15 protein-coding genes are annotated in these 18,976 nt (G+C 52.8%); 10 read left to right on the plus strand and 5 right to left on the minus strand.

Translation table 11 applies throughout. The annotated features are described in order from the left end of the window. Nucleotides 1-140: 140 nt before the first annotated feature. Entirely contained in the window at nucleotides 141-1,118 is a 978-nt protein-coding gene (locus Q4E93_RS29895) for a GlxA family transcriptional regulator (protein WP_303591607.1), read from the plus strand. A 6-nt stretch (nucleotides 1,119-1,124) separates the two neighbouring features. Here Q4E93_RS29895 and Q4E93_RS29900 read toward each other — a convergent pair whose 3' ends face one another. Further along, the gene (locus tag Q4E93_RS29900) at nucleotides 1,125-2,039 is read right to left on the minus strand and encodes an EamA family transporter (RefSeq protein ID WP_303591608.1); all 915 of its coding nucleotides are present in this window, start codon (nucleotides 2,037-2,039) and stop codon (nucleotides 1,125-1,127) included. Between the two features lie 78 nt (nucleotides 2,040-2,117). Between Q4E93_RS29900 and pdxR the strand changes: the two genes are divergently transcribed. Continuing rightward, a complete protein-coding gene (gene pdxR / locus Q4E93_RS29905; protein ID WP_303591609.1) occupies nucleotides 2,118-3,590 on the plus strand; it encodes a MocR-like pyridoxine biosynthesis transcription factor PdxR in 1,473 nt (490 codons plus the stop codon). Between the two features lies 1 nt (nucleotide 3,591). Here pdxR and Q4E93_RS29910 read toward each other — a convergent pair whose 3' ends face one another. Beyond that, entirely contained in the window at nucleotides 3,592-6,378 is a 2,787-nt protein-coding gene (locus Q4E93_RS29910) for a M14 family metallopeptidase (protein ID WP_303591610.1), read from the minus strand. A gap of 204 nt (nucleotides 6,379-6,582) precedes the next feature. Between Q4E93_RS29910 and Q4E93_RS29915 the strand changes: the two genes are divergently transcribed. The 7 genes from Q4E93_RS29915 to Q4E93_RS29945 all read left to right on the plus strand — a co-directional run bounded on the left by Q4E93_RS29915 (nucleotide 6,583) and on the right by Q4E93_RS29945 (nucleotide 16,631). Beyond that, nucleotides 6,583-9,210, plus strand: coding sequence for a hybrid sensor histidine kinase/response regulator (locus Q4E93_RS29915; RefSeq protein ID WP_303591611.1), 2,628 nt, complete (start codon nucleotides 6,583-6,585; stop codon nucleotides 9,208-9,210). A gap of 43 nt (nucleotides 9,211-9,253) precedes the next feature. After that, nucleotides 9,254-11,350 carry a tetratricopeptide repeat-containing sensor histidine kinase gene (locus Q4E93_RS29920; protein ID WP_303591612.1) on the plus strand — a complete coding sequence of 699 codons (2,097 nt, stop codon included), beginning with the start codon at nucleotides 9,254-9,256 and terminating at the stop codon, nucleotides 11,348-11,350. A gap of 46 nt (nucleotides 11,351-11,396) precedes the next feature. Beyond that, nucleotides 11,397-12,044, plus strand: a complete 648-nt coding sequence (locus Q4E93_RS29925) for a response regulator (protein WP_303591613.1) — start codon at nucleotides 11,397-11,399, stop codon at nucleotides 12,042-12,044. Nucleotides 12,045-12,114: 70 nt separating this feature from the next. Beyond that, complete coding sequence (locus tag Q4E93_RS29930) at nucleotides 12,115-13,509, plus strand: IPT/TIG domain-containing protein (protein ID WP_303591614.1); 1,395 nt, start codon at nucleotides 12,115-12,117, stop codon at nucleotides 13,507-13,509. Further along, nucleotides 13,506-14,060, plus strand: a complete 555-nt coding sequence (locus Q4E93_RS29935) for a hypothetical protein (protein WP_303591615.1) — start codon at nucleotides 13,506-13,508, stop codon at nucleotides 14,058-14,060. Before Q4E93_RS29930 ends, Q4E93_RS29935 begins: the two co-directional genes overlap by 4 nt. Before the next feature lie 9 nt (nucleotides 14,061-14,069). Beyond that, nucleotides 14,070-15,392: an OmpA family protein gene (locus Q4E93_RS29940; RefSeq protein ID WP_303591616.1), complete on the plus strand. Its 1,323-nt coding sequence runs from the start codon at nucleotides 14,070-14,072 to the stop codon at nucleotides 15,390-15,392. A gap of 12 nt (nucleotides 15,393-15,404) precedes the next feature. Next, nucleotides 15,405-16,631: a hypothetical protein gene (locus Q4E93_RS29945; RefSeq protein WP_303591617.1), complete on the plus strand. Its 1,227-nt coding sequence runs from the start codon at nucleotides 15,405-15,407 to the stop codon at nucleotides 16,629-16,631. Here Q4E93_RS29945 and Q4E93_RS29950 read toward each other — a convergent pair. Further along, nucleotides 16,628-17,065: a GNAT family N-acetyltransferase gene (locus Q4E93_RS29950; RefSeq protein WP_303591618.1), complete on the minus strand. Its 438-nt coding sequence runs from the start codon at nucleotides 17,063-17,065 to the stop codon at nucleotides 16,628-16,630. The genes Q4E93_RS29945 and Q4E93_RS29950 overlap by 4 nt on opposite strands. Before the next feature lie 101 nt (nucleotides 17,066-17,166). On the opposite strand from Q4E93_RS29950, the gene Q4E93_RS29955 reads away from it, so the two are divergent. After that, complete coding sequence (locus Q4E93_RS29955; protein WP_303591619.1) at nucleotides 17,167-17,520, plus strand: MmcQ/YjbR family DNA-binding protein; 354 nt, start codon at nucleotides 17,167-17,169, stop codon at nucleotides 17,518-17,520. A gap of 13 nt (nucleotides 17,521-17,533) precedes the next feature. On the opposite strand, the gene Q4E93_RS29960 is transcribed toward Q4E93_RS29955, so the two are convergent. Together Q4E93_RS29960 and Q4E93_RS29965 are read right to left on the minus strand one after the other, a co-directional pair. Then, the gene (locus Q4E93_RS29960) at nucleotides 17,534-18,376 is read right to left on the minus strand and encodes a sigma-70 family RNA polymerase sigma factor (protein WP_303591620.1); all 843 of its coding nucleotides are present in this window, start codon (nucleotides 18,374-18,376) and stop codon (nucleotides 17,534-17,536) included. Nucleotides 18,377-18,397: 21 nt separating this feature from the next. Then, a complete protein-coding gene (locus Q4E93_RS29965) occupies nucleotides 18,398-18,850 on the minus strand; it encodes a carboxymuconolactone decarboxylase family protein (protein WP_303591621.1) in 453 nt (150 codons plus the stop codon). Nucleotides 18,851-18,976 lie beyond the last annotated feature (126 nt).

Genomic DNA, 18,976 nt, shown 5'->3' on the forward strand with positions numbered 1-18,976 from the left:
TGGCTTTATCTGGTGATTTTGATACAACAAAGCTATTGCCGCAAAGCCAGATTGAAAGTATGGTAATACGTCAATCCGGGGGGTTGTTTACGACAGGGCTTCCCCTTATCTTTACAGGGAATCACACAACCTAGCACTATATGAAAAATGTCGCCATCCTTGTTCCTGAAACTGCTGTGATCGAAGCGGTAGCCGATCCCCGCTATTTATTCACGGCCGTCAACGAATTTTTAAAGAGCGCCGGAAAAGACCCTTTATTCAGGGTGCAGCTGGTTGGACTGAACAAAGAAGTAAAAGTTACGGAAGGCATCTTCTCCATTCATGTGGACACGGTGCTGGGCGCTGCGGCAAAGCCTGATCTGATCATCATACCGGCAGTGAGCGGTGACCTGGGAAGGGCCATCAAGCTGAACCAGGAATTTGTACCGTGGATCGTCGAACAATATAAGGCGGGAGCCGAAGTGGCAAGCCTCTGCCTGGGGGCTTTTATCCTGGCCAGCACGGGGCTGCTGAATGGCAAGACCTGTTCCACGCACTGGCTATTCGCGAATGAGTTCCAGGAGATGTTCCCCGAAGTGGACCTTACCGCATCCAGGGTAGTGACGGACAATGACCGGATCTATACCAGCGGCGGCGCCAATTCTTACTGGAACCTGCTGTTGCACCTCGTCGAGAAATATACCAATCGTGAGCTGGCCATCCTGGCGTCCAAATTCTTTGTGTTGGACATCGACAAGATGAGCCAATCGCCCTTCAGCATATTCAAAGGCCAGAAGATCCACAATGATCCGGATATCGTCAAGGTACAGGAATTCATCGAAACCAATTACCAGGACAAGATCACCATTGACATGCTGAGCGAGAAATTCGCCATCAGCCGTCGTACATTCGAAAGAAGGTTCAAGCGGGCGACGAACAATACGGTGCTGGAATATATGCAGCGCCTGAAAATAGAGGCTGCCAAGCGGCAGCTGGAGACGGGCCGCAAGACTGTCAATGAAGTGATGTATGACGTAGGCTACTCCAATATCAAGGCTTTCCGGGATGTCTTTAAGAAGATCACTTCCATGTCGCCCGTGGATTACCGGAACAAATACAATAAGCAATCTCTCAACTAACCTGCATCATAAGGCAGAAGTCTTCTTCATTGCGGTGAGCACTACGCCTGCCAGGACCATGACGAGGGCTGCGATCTGCATGGGGGCGATCTGTTCTTTGGCAATGAGGCAACCAATGACGACGGCCACTACGGGGTTGACATAGGTATGCGTGCTTACGATGGCAGGGGGCCTTACTTTTATCAACCAGGAGAATGCTATGAAGGCCACCAGGGAGCCCATCACCACCAGGAAGGCCAGCGCACCCCAGGTCGTTGTGGGGATCTCCGACGGAGAGAAGGAACCCCATTCGCCCTGCGACAAGGCAATAACGCAACAGGCAATGGCAGCTGCCAGATGTTGCACGGCGGCATCGGCCACGCCGGAGCTGTGACTTACCTGATGCCTCCTGGCATATAAGGTCCCGGAAACCCAGAATACCGAACTCAGCAGCACCAGTACCGTTCCCTTTATCGTTTCCATCACGCCGCCCATTGCGGTACCCGTGGCTGCGGTAAAACGCGAGAACATAAAGATCCCGGTAAAACCCAGCAGCAATCCCGTGAGCATCCATTTATCAGAGAAATTTGTTCTCCAGCTTTTTTTGTCCATCAGTAAAAAAAGCAGTGGCTCCGTGGCGATGATCACGGCCGCGTGCCCTGAATTTATATACTGTTCCCCGATGACCACAAAACCTGCACCGCCACCCAGCATCAGCAGCCCGCTGATGGCAAGCACTTTCAGCTGACCGCCTTTCGGAAAGGATAGTCTTCTGACAAAGCACCAAACAAGCAATATGACAGCGGCCGCGGTATACCGCAGCGTGGAGAGGACGAAAGGTTTCATGCCTTGCAGGCCGAAGAGATTAGCCAGGTAGGTAGTACCCCAGATGAAATAGATGGCTATAAAAGCCAGGATAATGAGGATCTTTTTCGTGTTCATATTGCTTGGTTTTTATCAAATGTATCCCCTCATTGGACTATCTTTATAGTCCAGATTATTCAAATAAAGTAGTCCAGCATGACGCCGATCAACCGTTTGCTTACCATTGACAAGGACCTTGCCGTGCCTGTATATCTCCAGATTGCCAACGGCATTGTAGGTATCATCAAGCAGGGTGTTCTGAAGCCGGGCATGGCGCTGCCACCCAGCCGGAGCCTTTCCGGCGCATTGGGCATTCACCGTAAGACAGTATTGGCGGCTTATGACGAGCTGCTGGCGCAGGATTGGGTGGAGTCCTTTGAACGGAAAGGATTGTATGTCTCGGAAAACCTGCCTGAGATCAAGCCGCGGCAGATGGCGGCTTCGAAGGCTGGTTATGTTTACCCTGAAAGGACGGCATTCCCTGTGCGTGAGAAAAAATTCCAGTATGCCGGGACCTATACACCTGTCCGGGAGAGGCTGGTCTTCAACGACGGATTTCCCGACACACGCCTGGCTCCTGTGGACCTGCTGATACGGGAATACCGGCGATTTGCCCATTACAAGTTCACGGCGAAGTATTTATCCTACGGTCCCGAGCAGGGTTCGGAAAATCTAAGGACAGCGCTTTCTAAATTTTTGAACGAGACCCGTGGCCTGCAGGTATCGCCCGAGCAATTACTCATAACGAAGGGGGTACAGATGGCACTTTATCTCACAAGCCAGGTGCTGCTGGAATGGGGAGATCATGTAATAGTGGGAGAACCGGGATATGTGGGCGCCACCCAGGTGTTGGAAAATGCCGGGGCCCGGGTGAATTTCGTACCTGTGGATGAGGGAGGCATCGTTGTCGATGCTGTGGAAGAGCTTTGCCGCCGGAAAAAAATAAGGTTGCTGTACCTCATTCCCCATCATCATAATCCAACCACGGTCACACTTACGCCAGCGCGGAGAATGCAGTTGCTGGAACTGGCTATGAAATATCAATTTGCCGTCCTGGAAGATGATTATGATTTTGACTTTCAGTATTCCACGAGCCCTATTTTGCCTTTGTCCAGCATAGATCATTATGGCAATGTGATCTATGTAGGTTCCTTCTGCAAGACAATTGCACCGGCCATTCGTATCGGCTTTATGGTGGCGCCGGCGAACCTGATCCGGGAAGCCACGTGCCTTCGCCGGCTTGTGGACAGGCAGGGCGAACAACTGCTGGAGGAGGCTATTGCCAATCTGCTAAAACATGGGGATATCGGCCGGCATCTGAAAAAGGCCAACAAGATATACCACGCGCGACGGGACCTGCTTTGTTCTATGCTGCAGGATGAGCTGGCAGGCAAGATACGGTTTACTGTGCCGGATGGAGGATTTGCCGTATGGGCTCAATATACGGGAAGGACCACGGCGAGGGCTGTGGCGGAACAGGCGCGGCGGATGGGGCTGTATGTTAGTACAGGGGAGGAGTATTATCATACTCCTCCACCCCGGCCCAATGCCGTACGATTGGGGTTTGCTTCCATGAATGAAAAGGAGATGGAAGAGGCTGTGGGAATATTGAAGAAGGCGATCGGGTAGTTTATTGCGGATCAGCAGGGACATACATCTCATTGAATAGAAATTTAAATGCCCCGTGCGTCTGGGCCCGGAAAGTGATCTCGGGACCGAAGGCGTACAGCTTCCCTTTGCCGACAGTAGCTACGAAAGCGGCTATGCCATTGCGCAGGTAGGCCTGGCCCCAGGCCCAGCCGCTGCGCAGGGGTTTGTCGGTGGCGAACCAGGCGATGGGGCGTATCTGGCCGGAAGTATAGGCAGCCGGTGAGATGTTGAAGACCGGGCTTTGTTCGAAATAGATATCGGCTTTGCCGCTCATGCCCCATGCTGCCGGCTGGGTGGAATCCACGCTGACCTGCAGCACGCTGCCGGGGACATAGAATTTTTCTCCGGGCAATTTCCTTTCTTTTCCTCCCACTAATTCGGTGAGTGCGTCCTGGACCGGCAGACCGAGGTGATAAGCCAGGTTGGTGCTGGCGCCGATGGTGACGATGTTGCCGCCTTCTTCCAGGAATTTTCTCAGACGTGGAATAGACTTGTCCGCGGTGATGCGACCCAGGTGGGAGCGGTATTCTTCGGGAATGTCTTCCGGCTTGGGCTGACGGCCGCCAAAGCGGCCGCGGCCGGGCATGGTGGCGCCGGGGGTGGGCAGGGGCGGAATGGCACCCGATACAAAAATGATCAGGTCGAATCTGGCATGGAGGTCGACGCTGTCTATGTCTTTAGGATAAATGACCTCTACGGGAAAATGGTATTGCTCTGCGATCCAGCGGATCCAGCCGGAGGGCAGGGAGCCGCCGTAGGTATCCCAAAGGGCTATACGCGCGGGCCGGATGGGGCTGAGGGATGCGGGGTTGGGGGCTTGAGCGAGGAGAGAGGCTTCGGCGCCTGTGGAGGCGATGGAGGCGGTGAGGGCTGCTATTGCATGGGGGGTATTGGGAATGTAAAAGGAACCCGGGAGGGCAGTGGCGGCATCCGTCACACGATGGACACCGATGCCCTGTTTGAGCAGGTCGTTGGCTACTGTAAATGATTGGTTGGCCCTTGCGTCAAGGATGAAACCGCCGGAAGGCGCTGCCGCCGTGAATGTCTTTTTCGGATGCTGCTCTTCTCCATAGGGGATGCGGCGGAAGGGGCCGTCGAATGGATCCAGGATGCGCTGGAACTTTATTCCCATCTGGTAAGCCAGGGTCCAGCCGGCTGCGTCATAGGGAGGGATGGGAGGACCACCCGGGTATTGGAAGTCGTTGGGATGGTCCTGCGGTTCGAACATATCCAGAATGTGCGGGCGGAAAGCCTGGTCGGTCTTAATGATCCAGGAGCCCTTTTTATAGGAGGCGCCGGAGACCGAGAAGTCATCCGTAGCCTGATAGACGACGATGCCTGTGTTGATGAGTGCGTTGATAAAACGGATGGCTGTAGCGTTGTCGGGCTGATCGGGAATGATGTAACCGCGGGCATCGCGCAGGGCGGGATCTTTCAGGATACTATCATAGTATTTGACGGGAATGGCATTGGAGTCTTCGGGCTCGCCGGCGGCGGAATCGGCACGGGGCGACCTTCTCTCACGGGGCGCATCCCTATACAGCTGCTCAATGGCGGCGATGCGTTTAGGCGAAAGGGTCCAGTAGTCTTTTTGTCCCCGTTGGATGGAGTTGAGGCCCATCCTGTACATGTTGTACAACAGCTCGTCCCTGTAGCGGACAGCGTAGTCCAGCACGGCATAGTTCAGTGAAACGGAATAATCGATGGATTGCCTGAAATGCCAGGGTTGCGGGGTAATGGGATTGGGAGTGGCGCTGTTGGGGATCAGCCGCTGGGGGATCAGGGGCACTGTAGCCGGCGTGGGGCTGCCGATGATCTCTGTCAAAAGTCCGATCATGTTATGGAAGTAGGTAGTAGTACGGAGGCCGCCGTTGTACCAGGTGGAAAAGACGGAACCCGAGCGCTGGGTATAGCCCGGCTTGCCTTCTACGTTAAGGCGATTGTTCATGGCGGCGCCTACCGCGTCGATGCTGGTGAGGATCAGCGGGTCGAAAACGTAGTTAAAAGGATCGCGATAAGGAGGGCCTGCCAGTACGGAGCCGGCGGGACCTGTCTGGTGGTGATTATACATGATCTGGGGCAGCCATTCGATGAAGAGCTGGCGACCTATGTTCTGTGTCTCTTTCAGGTTCAGCATGAAGAAGTCGCGGTTATTGTCATGACCTGCATATTTTTCATACAAGCGGGGAACATTCTCCAACGATCTTTTTTCAGGCACGGGATTGCGCATATACCAGGAGGATACCAACTCCTGTCCGTCGGGGTTGTCATGTGTAAGGAGGATGATCACATTGTCCAGGATCTGCAGGGTTTCCGGGTCTTTACGGCTGATGAGCTGCCAGGCCGTCTCGATCAGCTGGTGGGTGCCTACTGTTTCGGTGGCGTGAAGGCCGCCATCGATCCATACTACTGCCTTGCCTTTGGCTGCCAGCGCATGGGCCTGTTCGTCAGTAAGGCCTTCGGCATGGGCCAACTGCTGAGAGACCGTCTTGTAGCGGTCCAGATCCCGGATATTTTTAGGAGATGAAACGATGAGCATGAGCTGTGTCCGGCCTTCTTCGGTCTTGCCGATCTCTACCAGGCGGACCCGATCCGACGCGGCTGCCAGCTTGCGGAAATAAGCTTCCGTTTGGGTGTAGGTGGCCAATTGATAATCGTCACCGATGTTGAAGCCGAAATGTTGTTTGGGCGCAGGAATATGCTGGGCGTGCAGGGCATGGATATTGTAAAAGAAAATGATGGCCATTGCGGCGGCGAGCTTTCTCATGTACAGGCGTTTGTGCGTTCAGACGAATTTATCCAATAAATATGGGGGCGTGCGAAAAAATACACCAACGGGCGAATGAAAAATAGGTGTTTATATGTAATTTTTCTAAAAAAACGACCCTTCTTTGATAAGGCAGAAATCTTAGAAGAGATTATGCGTTACTATACAATTGGTTAAGTGCTTATTTCAACGCCATTGACAGGTATGAGAACTTTTTTTAATGGATTGTCCGGAATTCAACGGAAGATAACGTGGCTATTGCTTTTCTCCATAGCATCCCTCTGCCTGGTGGGGTGGCTGATCTTTTCCAACAAGGCGAACATGAAGAACGAGAGGTACTGGATCGACCATACCTATTCCGTGATCGAGCAGATCGAGCGGATAGACAGTGAGATGGCGGAGGGTGAGGCTTATTCTCTTCAGTATAGTATCAGTGGTGCGGACACTTTAAAGGCGCGCATGGCGGAGTCCCATGGACTGTTGGAGCAATATCTCACCCGGCTGGAGGAGCTAACGGAAGACAATGTGCTTCAGCGGACCTATCTGCGGGAGCTGTCGGGCTATACGCACCAGCTGGGGATATTTGTGGATAGTATTGTTTATCTCGGGACGGCGGTGATAGACCGGCCAAGTGCGGGTATGAAGGCCGCGGCCATGATCCACCGGATGAAAGGGGCATTGCGTTCCATGATGCGGGAAGAGCGAAACCTGCTTACCCAGCGGCAGGCGGCCAGACAGAGCAATGAGCGAGGGAGCACCTATATGCTCATTACGGGTTCGGCGCTGGCTTTTCTGTTCATCGTAGTCATCCTCCTTCAACTGAACAGGGATATTGTTCTGCGAAAAAATGCGGAAAAGAATCTTCTCCAAAGTGAATTAAAATACCGGATGCTCATCGAGAATGCCGGCGCCGTGATCTACTCCACGAATGAAGAAGGGTATATTACGTTTGTCAGCGCCAAGGCGATGGAGCTGACGGGCTATTCCGCGGAGGCGCTGCAGGGTAAGCATTTCTCGATGCTGATAGATCCTGCCAGCCTGCGGGAGGTCAGGAAGCATTATTTCAATCAGCTGAAAAGTGGTGTCCGGGAAACCTCTTTCAGCTTCCGTATACTTACACGTGATAAGGAGATAAAGTGGGTGGAGCAATTTGCCGTGCTTTTGCTGCGGCGGGGAAAACCCGCTGGCTTTCAGTGTATCGTCAGGGATATTTCCGAAACGCATCGTATGAAGGAGGAACTGGAGAGGTCGAGGGCGCATTACCAGCAGCAATTGATCGCGGCCACGAGGGAGGCGCAGGCGGCCAAAGGGATGCAGGAGCAGTTCCTTGCCAATATGAGCCATGAGATCCGAACGCCGATGAATGGCATACAGGGGATGACCAACCTATTACGTGAGACCGTTCTTACAGAAGGGCAGAAAGAATTCGTCGACATTATCAAACTATCTGCGGACAATTTGCTGGTGATCATCAACGATATCCTGGATTTCTCCAAGATCAAAGCGGGTAAGCTTGCCATCGAGAAAATAGATTTCAGGCTGAAAGATGTACTGGAGAATGTGAAAGCGATCTTTATCCACCGGGTGAAGAAAAAGGGATTGGCTTTTCACCTGTCGACAGATGCACGGCTCCCTCATTTAATGAAAGGGGACCCTTACCGGCTGAACCAGGTATTGATCAATCTTATCGGCAATGCCATTAAATTTACGGAGCGAGGCGCCGTCACTTTGAAAGTCGACTTACAGCAACGAACGGCCGAGCATGCCGAGCTGCTGTTTACGGTGATGGATACCGGCATTGGTATCCCGGCTGAGCGGCTGCCGGAGATCTTCGACAATTTCTCCCAGGCGGGCCTCGATATATCACGGAAGTATGGCGGCACCGGATTGGGGCTGGCTATCAGCAAGCAGTTGGTGCAATTACAGGGTGGAAATATTCAAGTCGAAAGTGAAGCGGGGAAGGGATCTGTCTTTAGTTTTTCCCTCTCCTATGGTAATAGTGAGCGGGAGGAGACGGCGAGCGGGCGGGCAGCGACGGCCATGACTGATCACAGCCAGTTATTGACGGGCCGGCGATTCCTGGTGGCGGAAGATAATGTAGTGAACCAGAAACTGGTGGAATATGTGCTGACAAAGGCCGGGGGCATCGTTCAGCTGGCCAACGACGGCAGGGAAGCCGTGGACCTGTTGCTGCAGGACAATGGTTATGATCTCGTCATCATGGACCTGCAGATGCCAGTCATGGATGGCTATGGGGCGACAAAGCTCATTCGGGATGAGCTGAAGCTGCAGATCCCGATCATTGCCATGACGGCTACGGCCCTGGTAGGCGAGCAGGTACGCTGCCTGGATGCGGGGGTGGACGAGTATATGACCAAACCTTTTGATTTTAAAGAACTATACAAAAAGATCGCCGGGCTGCTGGATGGGCGCAGTGCGCTGCCTTTGTTCCAGGATGCGGGAGCGATGGCGGATGAATTGCCGGCGTATGACCTGAGCCTGCTACGGCAGATGGATGACCGGCATTATCTATGGGACCGGCTTAATGCCTTTATAAGTGAATCTCCCGGAAGGATAGCTGAAATGCGGGGGGCTGCTCTCGGCGGCGAGCACGAGCAGGTGGTCTACCGTGCCGGCAGAATGAAAAGAAGCGCCCGTGTGCTGCAAGCGCATGTCCTGCATAGCCTGTTGGCGCAGATAGAAGTTCAAAGCAGGGAGGGGGACGAGGTGGCGGGGCTGGTGCAAATGGTGCAGGACGTATATGAGGGGATGGAGCCGCTGCTGAAGGAGGAAATAGAGCGGATAGGATTTGTACTGAGTCCGGAGGAGTAGGATTGATATCAATTTAGTATCTTCATGGCAAGGGCCTTACAACATGAGCCAATATCGCCTCTTGCCGGGGCTTTTGACCGGCCTATCCCTTTTACTCCTTTCCGCCGTCGTCGCCCAGTCCGACCGGACCTCACAGCGCCATCACGGCACTGAAAGGGCCCATATTGTCCAGGATCCCGCGCATGTGTCTGCCTTACTGGAGGAAGCCGACAGGCTTAAAGAACTTTCCAAACTCGATTCCGCCGCGTTGCTGTGCCGGCAGGCATTGCAGCTGAGCCTTTTCCTGAAGGACAGTTTTCTTATTGCCAGGTCTTACTATGGGTTGGGACAATGGGCCCTTGCCGCCAATCGGAAGGAGGAAGCCCTGGCCTATCTTCAGCGGTCACTATCGGTGCGGTGGGAAAAAGAGCAGTCTTCCCATACAGCGAGGGTTTATAACGACATGGGATACCTGTACGGTAATAAGGGTGAATTGGATAAGCAGCGGGAGTGGTATTTGAAGGCGATGCGTATCTACGACAGGATCAATGATGCTGACGGTATGGCAGAAACGCTCAGCAATCTCTCCGGCAGCAGCCTGGAGCTGGGCAATAAGCAGGAAGCTATCCAGTATGCGACCCAGGCGCTGCGGATCCGGGAGAGGGGTCAGGATAAGGATATACTTGCCTTGTCTTATAACAATCTTTCGCAGATCTATCTTCAGATGGACAGTATGGACCAGGCTATGCGCCTTCAGCGGGAGGGGCTGAGGTATGCGGAACTCAGCGGATCGAAGAGGAGGCTGGCGCAAAGCTACACGGGTATGTCCCTCATGTTGAACCGGAGGGGGAAGAATGAGGAGTCATTCGAGTATGAGAAAAAGGCCATCCGGCTTTGCCGTGAGACGGGGGATTCCGGTATGCTGGCCCACCGCTGTATAGCTGCTGCGGTACTGTCCGGGACCTTGAAGGATTCGGTGGGAGCGGAGGGTTATTTTGACGAGGGGGTTAAGATCTCATTGGCCATCGACGATAAGAGCAATCTCAGGGACCTATATTATTACCGGACCGTTTTTTATAAGGAGCGGAAGGATTTTTACCGGGCGTATGAAAGCCTGAAGAAGTATTATGCTTATAAGGATAGTATGCTGCATGCGGAGACGGCGCGCAACATAGCGGAGATCCAGGCGCGGTATGAGACGGAGAAGAAGGATAAGGCTATTGGGGAATTGAAGGCTAATGAGCGTATCCATCAGCTGGAGATAGAGAAGCAGGACAATGAGATCAGTTTGTTGTCGCAATCGGGGGAGCTGCAGAGTACCCGGATCGCGCAGCAGGAGGTGGAGCTGGATAAAAGTGAATTGCAGGCAAAGAGCAAGGAGCAGGAATTGCAGCTGGCGCGGGCGGAAAAGGAGCTGAAAGAGCGGCAATTGCAGCAGCAAAAGCAGACAAGGAATATCCTTATTGGAAGCGTTGTCCTGCTTGCACTGATCGCCGCGGGAATATTCAATCGCTGGCAGCTGAAGAAGAAGCTGCAACAACAGGCGGCGTTGCTGGAGATGCGTAATCTTATTGCCCGTGACCTCCATGACGAGCTGGGGTCTACGCTTACCAGCATTCACATCCTTTCGCAGGTGAGCCGTAACCACCTGGAAAAGGACCAGTCCGGGGCCTATTCCCTGCTGGAGAAGATCACGGAGCAGTCCCGTCAGATGCAGCAGAGCATGAGCGATATCGTGTGGGCTATCAGGAGTGACAATGACAAGATCGAGAATATGATGGTGCGGATGCGCGAATATCTTGCCCAGACGTTGGAGGCCAGGGAGATCGCTATCCGATTTGAAGCCGCGGAAGAGCTGCTGGGCCATTCCTTTTCCATGCAGCAGCGGAAGGAGATCTTCCTTATTTTCAAGGAAGCGGTGAACAATGCAGCCAAGTATTCCCATTGTACTTTAATGGAAGTGTCTTTCCGGCTCTGCAATGCCCGGATCCTGCTGGAGGTGAAGGACAACGGGGTGGGTTTTGAGCCGGATAAGCCGCGGAGCACCAATGGCCTGAACAATATGCGTGTGCGGTCGGCTTCCCTGGATGGCCGCTGCCATATCCAGGCGTCGCCGGGGCGGGGGACTACCGTACTGTTGGACCTGCCGGCGGCTACATGATGATGTAGGACGGAAGAAGGATGGGGGGACGTAAATTGAGAAGTATATGCCTGTAAGAATATTAATGTATGATGATCATGAAGCGCTGAGGCAGAGCATGGAGACTTTGATCCGTGAGGAGCCTGACATGGAGATGATCGCCGCTATGTCCAATGCGGAGACGGTGGAGACGGATATCCGGGAGCTGAAGCCGGATGTGGTGCTGATGGATATCGATATGCCTGCCGTGAATGGGGTATCGGCTGTGAAGCGGATCCGGCAGATGGATGCGGTCCTGCCTGTTATCATGCTGACCGTGTTTGATGACAATGAGAATATCTTTAATGCCGTGTGTGCGGGAGCTTCGGGCTATATCCTGAAGCGATGTGCTACGGAAGAGATCCCTTCCGCCATCAGGAATGTCCTTAGCGGGGGGGCTCCTATGACGGGCACGGTAGCCCGTAAGATCCTGCAGATGGTGCCGGCGGCCAAGGGTCCGGATACGGAAAATGTGGACCTTTCACAACGGGAGGTCCAGATCTTACAGTTGCTGGCCAGGGGGTTCAGCTATAAGATGATCGCCGTGGAAATAAAAATAAGCATGGACACTGTACGCTTTCATATCAAGAATATCTACGATAAGCTTCACGTACATTCCGCCCCGGAAGCAGTGTCCAAGGGATTGAAGGGAAAGCTGATAAGCCTTTTGTTCTAAGGGAGTTGGATAGATGCCTACATGATGATGTAGTTGCAGTGGGCAGCCTGAAAGGGTACTTTCGGGTATTATGAAACAATATATCTTCCTCCTATGTGTAAGCGCCGCCTTGTATATGAATACAAAGGCACAGACGCCTTTTAAGCCGGTCGCTCCAAATGCTGCAAAGCCGGTGTCCGGCGTCGCTATGAAGCCGGCGAACTCCACCGCCAGCAGTACAAAGACCATCGTCTCTCCCCGATTGTTGACGGCTGTTCAGAAACAGGTGGTCTTAAAAAATCCGCCAACGATGGCACCTGGGGCTGAGCATAGCATCAGCGACGTGACACCTGCTGAAGGCACGCGGGGTACCTATATCACCATCAGCGGACAGCATTTTGGGAACGCTACTTCGGATATTGTAGTAAAGGTGAATGGCGTGGCGGCCATCGTTACGGGTATGTCCGACAACCAGATCCTGGCCATCGTGCCGGATAAGGCGGGCACGGGGCCTATCTCCGTAGCTGTAAAAGGTAAATGGTCCTCCGGCGCTGGGTTTATCTATGATTGGAATGCCGGCATGTCCTTTGTCGCGGGTGTCGGGCAGAACTCTCCCGGCTATGCGGATGGAACGGGAAATGCCGCCAAGTTCAACCATCCAACGGGTCTGGCCCGCGATGCGATTGGCAATATCTATATAGCGGATTGTGAGAACAACCGTATCCGCAAGATGAACAATTTCGGGCAGGTGACGACCGTCGCGGGCAGCGGCGCTGTGGGTTTTGCCGATGGGACGGGCACGGGGGCGATGTTTCATCATCCGTATTCGGTGGCTGTCGATCACTCCGGCAATGTATATGTCGCCGACCTGGATAACTATCGGATCAGGAGGATCACACCGGCTGGTGTGGTAACCACTTTTGCGGGCAATGCGACGCAACGTGCTGTGGATGGGATAGGGACCGCTGCCGGTTTTAGCTCTCTGTATGGCGGCATATGCGTCGATGGTTCGGACAATGTCTATGTAGGTGACGGCGGTTGGATCAGAAAGATCACGCCCACGGGTGTGGTAACCACCATTGCAAGAGGTTTTAACGGCATTGTGGCAATGATCTGCAGAAATAATATGCTCTATGTCGCTGATGGAAGCACCATCAGTAAGGTGGGGCTTTCGGGCGGCGTGTATCCCATCGCCGGCAACAATAAATTATATTCCAACGTGGACGGCTATGGAGATGCTGTGGGATTTGTCGGTATCGTAGGAATGGCCATGGATGCCTCCGGCGTCATTTACATCACGGAGGAAAATGCTGACGATTATCCGCCTGTCCATGTACGCAGGGTCAATACGGATGGGTTTGTCCAGACCCTCGGGGGTGTCGGCCTTGGCACGGGGATGCTGGCGGGCTCTGTCGGAGATGCCACCAATACCTTCTACCAGGCCGACAAGACATGGAATTGCATACGTAAAGTAACCATACAATGAGAACTATCATCTTTTTTCTGTTGATGGGCGTAGGGTATATAGCCTGTGCCCAAACCCTGCCGCCCAGGCTGTCGGGAAAGCCGCAGCCGGTGGGTCCGAATATCCGTTACTACAGGCCGCCGGATCTGGAGGTCACGAGTTTTAGTGTGAAAAGTATCGTCAAGGATGTGAATCGGGGGGCTTTCGTGGTGACGGTGAGCGTGGGAGTACGCAACATCGGGGAACTGCCTTCGAACGTGCTGACGACGCTGAAGTGCTTTTACGCTGACGCATCGGGAACATATAAGCCGCCTGCCAATCTTCCTCCGGCTGCGAATGACCATGGGTCGATGGCGCCGTGGACCTATTGTGCAGCGGAACCCAAGCTACCGATCGTAAAAGGCGGGCAAAGCTGGGGCGGGGACCTGACGTTCGAGGTGTTGATCAGCGATGTGCGGGGGGGTGACAAGTTCTACCTGATCCTGCTGGCGGATTTTTATAATAATTCAAAGGAGTCGAACGAGCGTAATAATTATTCGACACCGGTGCTGGTGACTCCTCCTAATCATTAAACTTTTTTTATGAAATGTTTTATTCTTGGGTTATTGGTTTTTTTAAGCGCTTTGTGCGGGCAAGGACAGACATTGGGGGAAAGGGCGAAGGGGACGGCCAAGCAGAAAGTCGGAGATAAGATGGATCAGGGTATTAGTGGTGGGATAGATTCGAGTGTGAGTAAGGCCGGGAGGGCGATCGGGAATTTATTTAAGAAGAAGCCGAAGAAGGTGGATGAGAATAGCGGGGCCGGGAGCGCCAGTGGGGCTACGGCAGGTAGTACCATGTCGGGAGTGAGAGAGGGAAATGGAGATGCTATGCCGGGCGGGCCGGTGGTTTCGGGGGGAGCGTATGGAGATTTTGTGCCGGGCGCGAATGTCCTTTTCGAAGAGCATTTTGAGAAGGACGCCTTGTTGGATTTTCCGGCGCAATGGAATACCAATGGCAGCGGTAAGGTGGTGAATATCGAAGGGCAGCGGGGAAAGTGGCTGGACATAGCGCATAATTCCGTTGTCAATCCTGTGCTGAACAAGGCTTTGCCGGAGAACTGCACGATCGGATTTGACCTTTTTCTGCAGGCGCAGGGGGATCAGCTGACGCCTTATATTCAGTTCGGACTTACTTCCGTGTCGGACATTTTGAAAGACGATATAGCCTATAAGGATAAATTCTTTGTGGGTATCAACCGATACCGTGAGAACGACGGACATAGCCTGGAGTATGGGTTGAAGGATGTGGTAGGCAATAAGAACGATTTTCCCCTGCCCTCCTACGCCAACAGGGTGCTGCATATCGATATGGCCATCAACAAGACGCGGATACGCGTGTATGCGGACCAGGTGAAGCTGATAGATCTGCCCAGGGCATTGACCCCTGGCATGCGGAATAATTTTTATTTATCCAGCGTGTATATGGTGCCTGCTCCCCAGGTGGATGTGCTGGTGGGCAATATCCGGATCGCTTCGGCGGAGACGGATGCCCGGAGCCTGCTGGTGAAACAATTATTGGAAGATGGCAAGGCGGTGACCAATGATATTTTATTCGATGTCAACAGTGATGTGATCAAGCCGTCGTCGTATGCTGTTATCGACCAGTTGGGGGATGCGCTAGCGAAGAACCCTTCTGTGCGGGTGCTGATCGTGGGTCATACGGACAGCGATGGCGCGGCCGCGCATAATCTGGATCTGTCGAAACGGAGGGCTGCCGCCGTGAAGAATTATATCATGACCCATTTTTCCATCGAGGATGCCCGATTGCAGTCGGATGGAAAGGGAGCTACGCAGCCCGTGGCTGCCAATACGTCGGATGCGGGGAAGGCTAAGAACAGGAGAGTGGAATTTGTCAAGCTGTAAATAAATTATGAAATGATGAGACGTCTATTGATAGGATGTTGCTTTTTGTTCAGTATTTGGAGCGATCTATATGCACAGAACCCGCCTCCCCGGCGGGATACGATACATTTTGCCCAGTGGAGGCAGGAGATCACCAGAGCGCCTGTGCTCACGGGAGGAAGCCAGCCCATCATTATCGTGCCGAACGGGCAGCCTTATTGTTTCGATAAGCAGCTGTACCTGAAGATGAAGGTGGGCCGTATGGATGCGGAACAAAGCATTTACCTGGACACGCATAATGGGCTGACAGGGATACTGCCTCCTTCTTCCCATGGCGGCGCTGTACTGGAGATCATGCCTGAACTGGAAAATTTCACCTTTACGGTGATGAGCCTGAAGGGGAATGTGTACATGTACAAGAACCAAAAAAGCAAGAATGGCATCGACCATTGGGTACATACGGGCAATACACAGAATTTCCTGTATCAATCGCCTACGGCAACGCGACCCGCGGGAGCAGATATGATGCGGAAGTCGGAGATGCGTGCCTATTGCGACAACAAGATCAATGCCAGGGCTTACCGGTATGATGGCAGTGTCAATACCTTTTTTATTTATGGCGACAGATTCCCGGACAAGCTACATCCCCTGAAATTCCTGGGCGCTTTCGGCGTCGGGTATATGTATTGCGAAGAAGGGCTTTACCTGATCATGGAGATGAATTTCGGGGCCAACTATGTCCGGATAGGGTCAATGGAAAATGTACATAACTGCTTTAATCCGGCTCCTTTCAAGGTGCAGGAGGATGCGTTCATTGCCAAGCAACATCAGGAGATACAGGAGGAACAGGCGGACGTGGCCCGTAAACAGGAACAGGTGACGGGAGAATGCAGGGCGGAGAAACAGGCGATCGTCGATTTTAAAAGAGCGTTGAACCAGAAGCATGAGGAGCTGGTGCGCAAGAGCCAGCAAGGCAACCTTTACCACGATAGCGCGGCACAGCGGGCGATGATCAATATGATGGACCCGCTGGATCAGGTGCGGGAGAGCATTTTAAATATAAAGCTCAATATCTGCATGTCGCACAGGCATGGGGGAAATGCTGTCAGCTGCCTGAGGGAACAGCTGAGCGCTCTACAGGATGCGGAGACCAGGATGATGGCGCTGGATCAGCAATATGCCACTCAGCCGGCGATCGCAAGTGCGAAGAAGGGAAAAATTTGGTGGGACCTGCAGAATACATTGCCGATCTGTAATTAAAGGGGCAGGACGGCAGTGATCTCCGTATCGTCGATGTGGGCGCCCATCTTTTGATAGAACCCGATGGCATTGTCATTCCAGCGGGAGACGAGCCAGCGGACAGACCTGCAATTATTTTCTTTAGCATGCCCGATGACCGTGTCGAGGAGCTGGCGGCCTATACCGTATTTTCGGTGAGTGTCTTTTACGTAGAGATCGTCCAGGTAGATAGCGCGGCCTGTCCAGGAGTAGTAAGCGAAGAACCAGGTGGCGAAGCCGATGATCTGGCCGTCCGCGACGGCGACGAAGCATTTAAAATGTTCTTCGTCAGCTGTGAGCTGTTGGAGGGTGATATGTAGTTTTTCGGGTGTTTTTTGGAAGAGGGAGAATTCCCTGAAGAGGTTGAAGACGGAGGGAAAGTCTTCTTTTGCGGCTGGTCTGATAACGATGTTCATGGTTCTTCAAAGAAACAAAATTATTTTCGGATCGCCTTGCCTTCGCTCTTGCCGGATGCTAAATGTTTGGTATTTTCGGTAAAGCGATCATTGCTACACTCATGTACATACCTGACCTCACACATTGGAAGGTCGTCCGGCAGGTGATGCAGGACCTCAATTTTCCTGCGACGGAAGAGTCGACCAGTTATGGAACTCCTGCATTTAAAGTGAAGAAAAAACTCCTGCTCCGGCTGAAAGAGGACGGAGAGACCATCATGATCCATTCTGATGACCGGGATGTCTGGCTTGAGAATGACCCGGATGTATTCTTCTTTACCGAGCACTATCGTAACTATCCCGCCGTCCTGGTACGACTGAAAAAGATCGGGAAAAAGAAGCTACGGGTGCTGATCATGGAATGTTGGAAGGAAATAGCGCCATCAAAGCTCCTCGAGCAATGGAAATTAAAATGACAGATCCTGTATTTCAATGACCTGCGATAGTTTTTAACTTCTCCGGATCGACGACATTATCGATCTGGGTTATTTGGTTGCCGTCGGGGGAGATGCTGAATACCTGGCAATTGATCAGCTTGTCCCTGAGATAGTACAGGAGTGCCGGCTGGTGATTGATCATGGTGGGAACGATGGATGCATTTCGCATGAACCGTTGATGAACCAATAGCAGGAGCTCGGACACGCCTTTTTGGCCGAAGGTGAGTTTGCTGATCACTTTGATCTTACCGCCGCCGTCAGCCGAGTATTTGATGTCTTCAGTGAGCAGTCCTTCGAGGGATTGGATATCCCGGGCGCGGATGGCGCCGATGAATTTTTCCAGGAGGTCGGTGGGAAAGGGCGCTGGCTGCTGTCTGCGGATGGGTTGGGAGGTGTCGAGCTTCGTCTTTGCCCGGCTCAGGAGCTTGCGGGAACTTTCCACGGTCCCGGAAAGCAATTCGGCTATCTCCTCATGAGAATAGCCGAACCCTTCCTTCAGGATGAATACTGCCCTTTCTTTCGGGTTTAACTGCTCCATCAGTACCATCAGGGAATAGGAGACGATGTCGCTGAGATGGAGATCTGTATCTGCCTGTTCCGTGGCGATGGGTTCGGGGAGCCAGACGTCATCGCGGACTATCTTCTTCTTGCTTTTTTTGATATTGATGGATTGGTTGATGACCGAGCGGATGAGATAGTTCTTCTCGTTCTCAACCCCTTCCCTTGGCGAGGCGAGGTATTTGTACAGGACCTCCTGCACGGCATCTTTTGCATCGTCGGAGGAACCGAGGATGTTGTATGCGTAGGGGAAGAGGATGGATTGATAGTCTTTCATGTCCGACAAAAATATATGATTTCAGAACTGGCCTACCTGGTAATTTCCGGGGGTGCTGCGGAATGCTTTATTGATCCGGTTCCAGCTGTTGATCTGGGCGACGGCGAGGGTGAGGTCCGCTATCTCGGCCATGGAGAAGAATGGTTTGAGGCCATCGAATATGGCGTCGTCAGCGTCTGCATGCAGGGTCAATGATTCGGCATAGGCCAGGACGGCTCTTTCCTTATCGGTGAAATAGGGACATTCTTTCCATGCGGGCAGTGTATGGAGGCGTAACTCGGATTCGCCCATGTGGATGGCGTCTTTATGGTGCATGTCCAGGCAATAGCCGCAGCCATTGATCTGGGAGACCCTATGCTGCATGAGGACCAGCAATTTGGGATCCAGGGTGGATCTTTTTAAATAGGATTCTGTCTTGAACATGCCGTCGACCAATCCTTTCGGTGCTTCCTGTAAAGCGATTCTCTGTGTCATTTCTATTGTTTTTTAATGGTTTGTGATGTTTTATGGGTAGAAGACAAAGCAGCGGGACAAAACGTGACCGGAAAGCGGAGAAATGTAGCGGCGGCGGTGTCGTAATTTGTGCAGTGACGGATGAAA

The organism is Flavitalea plasmicola, assembly GCF_030546645.1.
Lineage (GTDB): Bacteria > Bacteroidota > Bacteroidia > Chitinophagales > Chitinophagaceae > Puia.

Coding starts and splice junctions, on each gene's coding strand:
- Q4E93_RS29910 (WP_303591610.1), bottom strand. CDS start 6,378: ATGAGAAAGCTCGCCGCCGCAATGGCCATCATTTTCTTTTACAATATC.
- Q4E93_RS29925 (WP_303591613.1), top strand. CDS start 11,397: ATGCCTGTAAGAATATTAATGTATGATGATCATGAAGCGCTGAGGCAG.
- Q4E93_RS29920 (WP_303591612.1), top strand. CDS start 9,254: ATGAGCCAATATCGCCTCTTGCCGGGGCTTTTGACCGGCCTATCCCTT.
- Q4E93_RS29900 (WP_303591608.1), bottom strand. CDS start 2,039: ATGAACACGAAAAAGATCCTCATTATCCTGGCTTTTATAGCCATCTAT.
- Q4E93_RS29965 (WP_303591621.1), bottom strand. CDS start 18,850: ATGACACAGAGAATCGCTTTACAGGAAGCACCGAAAGGATTGGTCGAC.
- Q4E93_RS29935 (WP_303591615.1), top strand. CDS start 13,506: ATGAGAACTATCATCTTTTTTCTGTTGATGGGCGTAGGGTATATAGCC.
- Q4E93_RS29960 (WP_303591620.1), bottom strand. CDS start 18,376: ATGAAAGACTATCAATCCATCCTCTTCCCCTACGCATACAACATCCTC.
- pdxR (WP_303591609.1), top strand. CDS start 2,118: ATGACGCCGATCAACCGTTTGCTTACCATTGACAAGGACCTTGCCGTG.
- Q4E93_RS29945 (WP_303591617.1), top strand. CDS start 15,405: ATGATGAGACGTCTATTGATAGGATGTTGCTTTTTGTTCAGTATTTGG.
- Q4E93_RS29930 (WP_303591614.1), top strand. CDS start 12,115: ATGAAACAATATATCTTCCTCCTATGTGTAAGCGCCGCCTTGTATATG.
- Q4E93_RS29950 (WP_303591618.1), bottom strand. CDS start 17,065: ATGAACATCGTTATCAGACCAGCCGCAAAAGAAGACTTTCCCTCCGTC.
- Q4E93_RS29940 (WP_303591616.1), top strand. CDS start 14,070: ATGAAATGTTTTATTCTTGGGTTATTGGTTTTTTTAAGCGCTTTGTGC.
- Q4E93_RS29895 (WP_303591607.1), top strand. CDS start 141: ATGAAAAATGTCGCCATCCTTGTTCCTGAAACTGCTGTGATCGAAGCG.
- Q4E93_RS29915 (WP_303591611.1), top strand. CDS start 6,583: ATGAGAACTTTTTTTAATGGATTGTCCGGAATTCAACGGAAGATAACG.
- Q4E93_RS29955 (WP_303591619.1), top strand. CDS start 17,167: ATGTACATACCTGACCTCACACATTGGAAGGTCGTCCGGCAGGTGATG.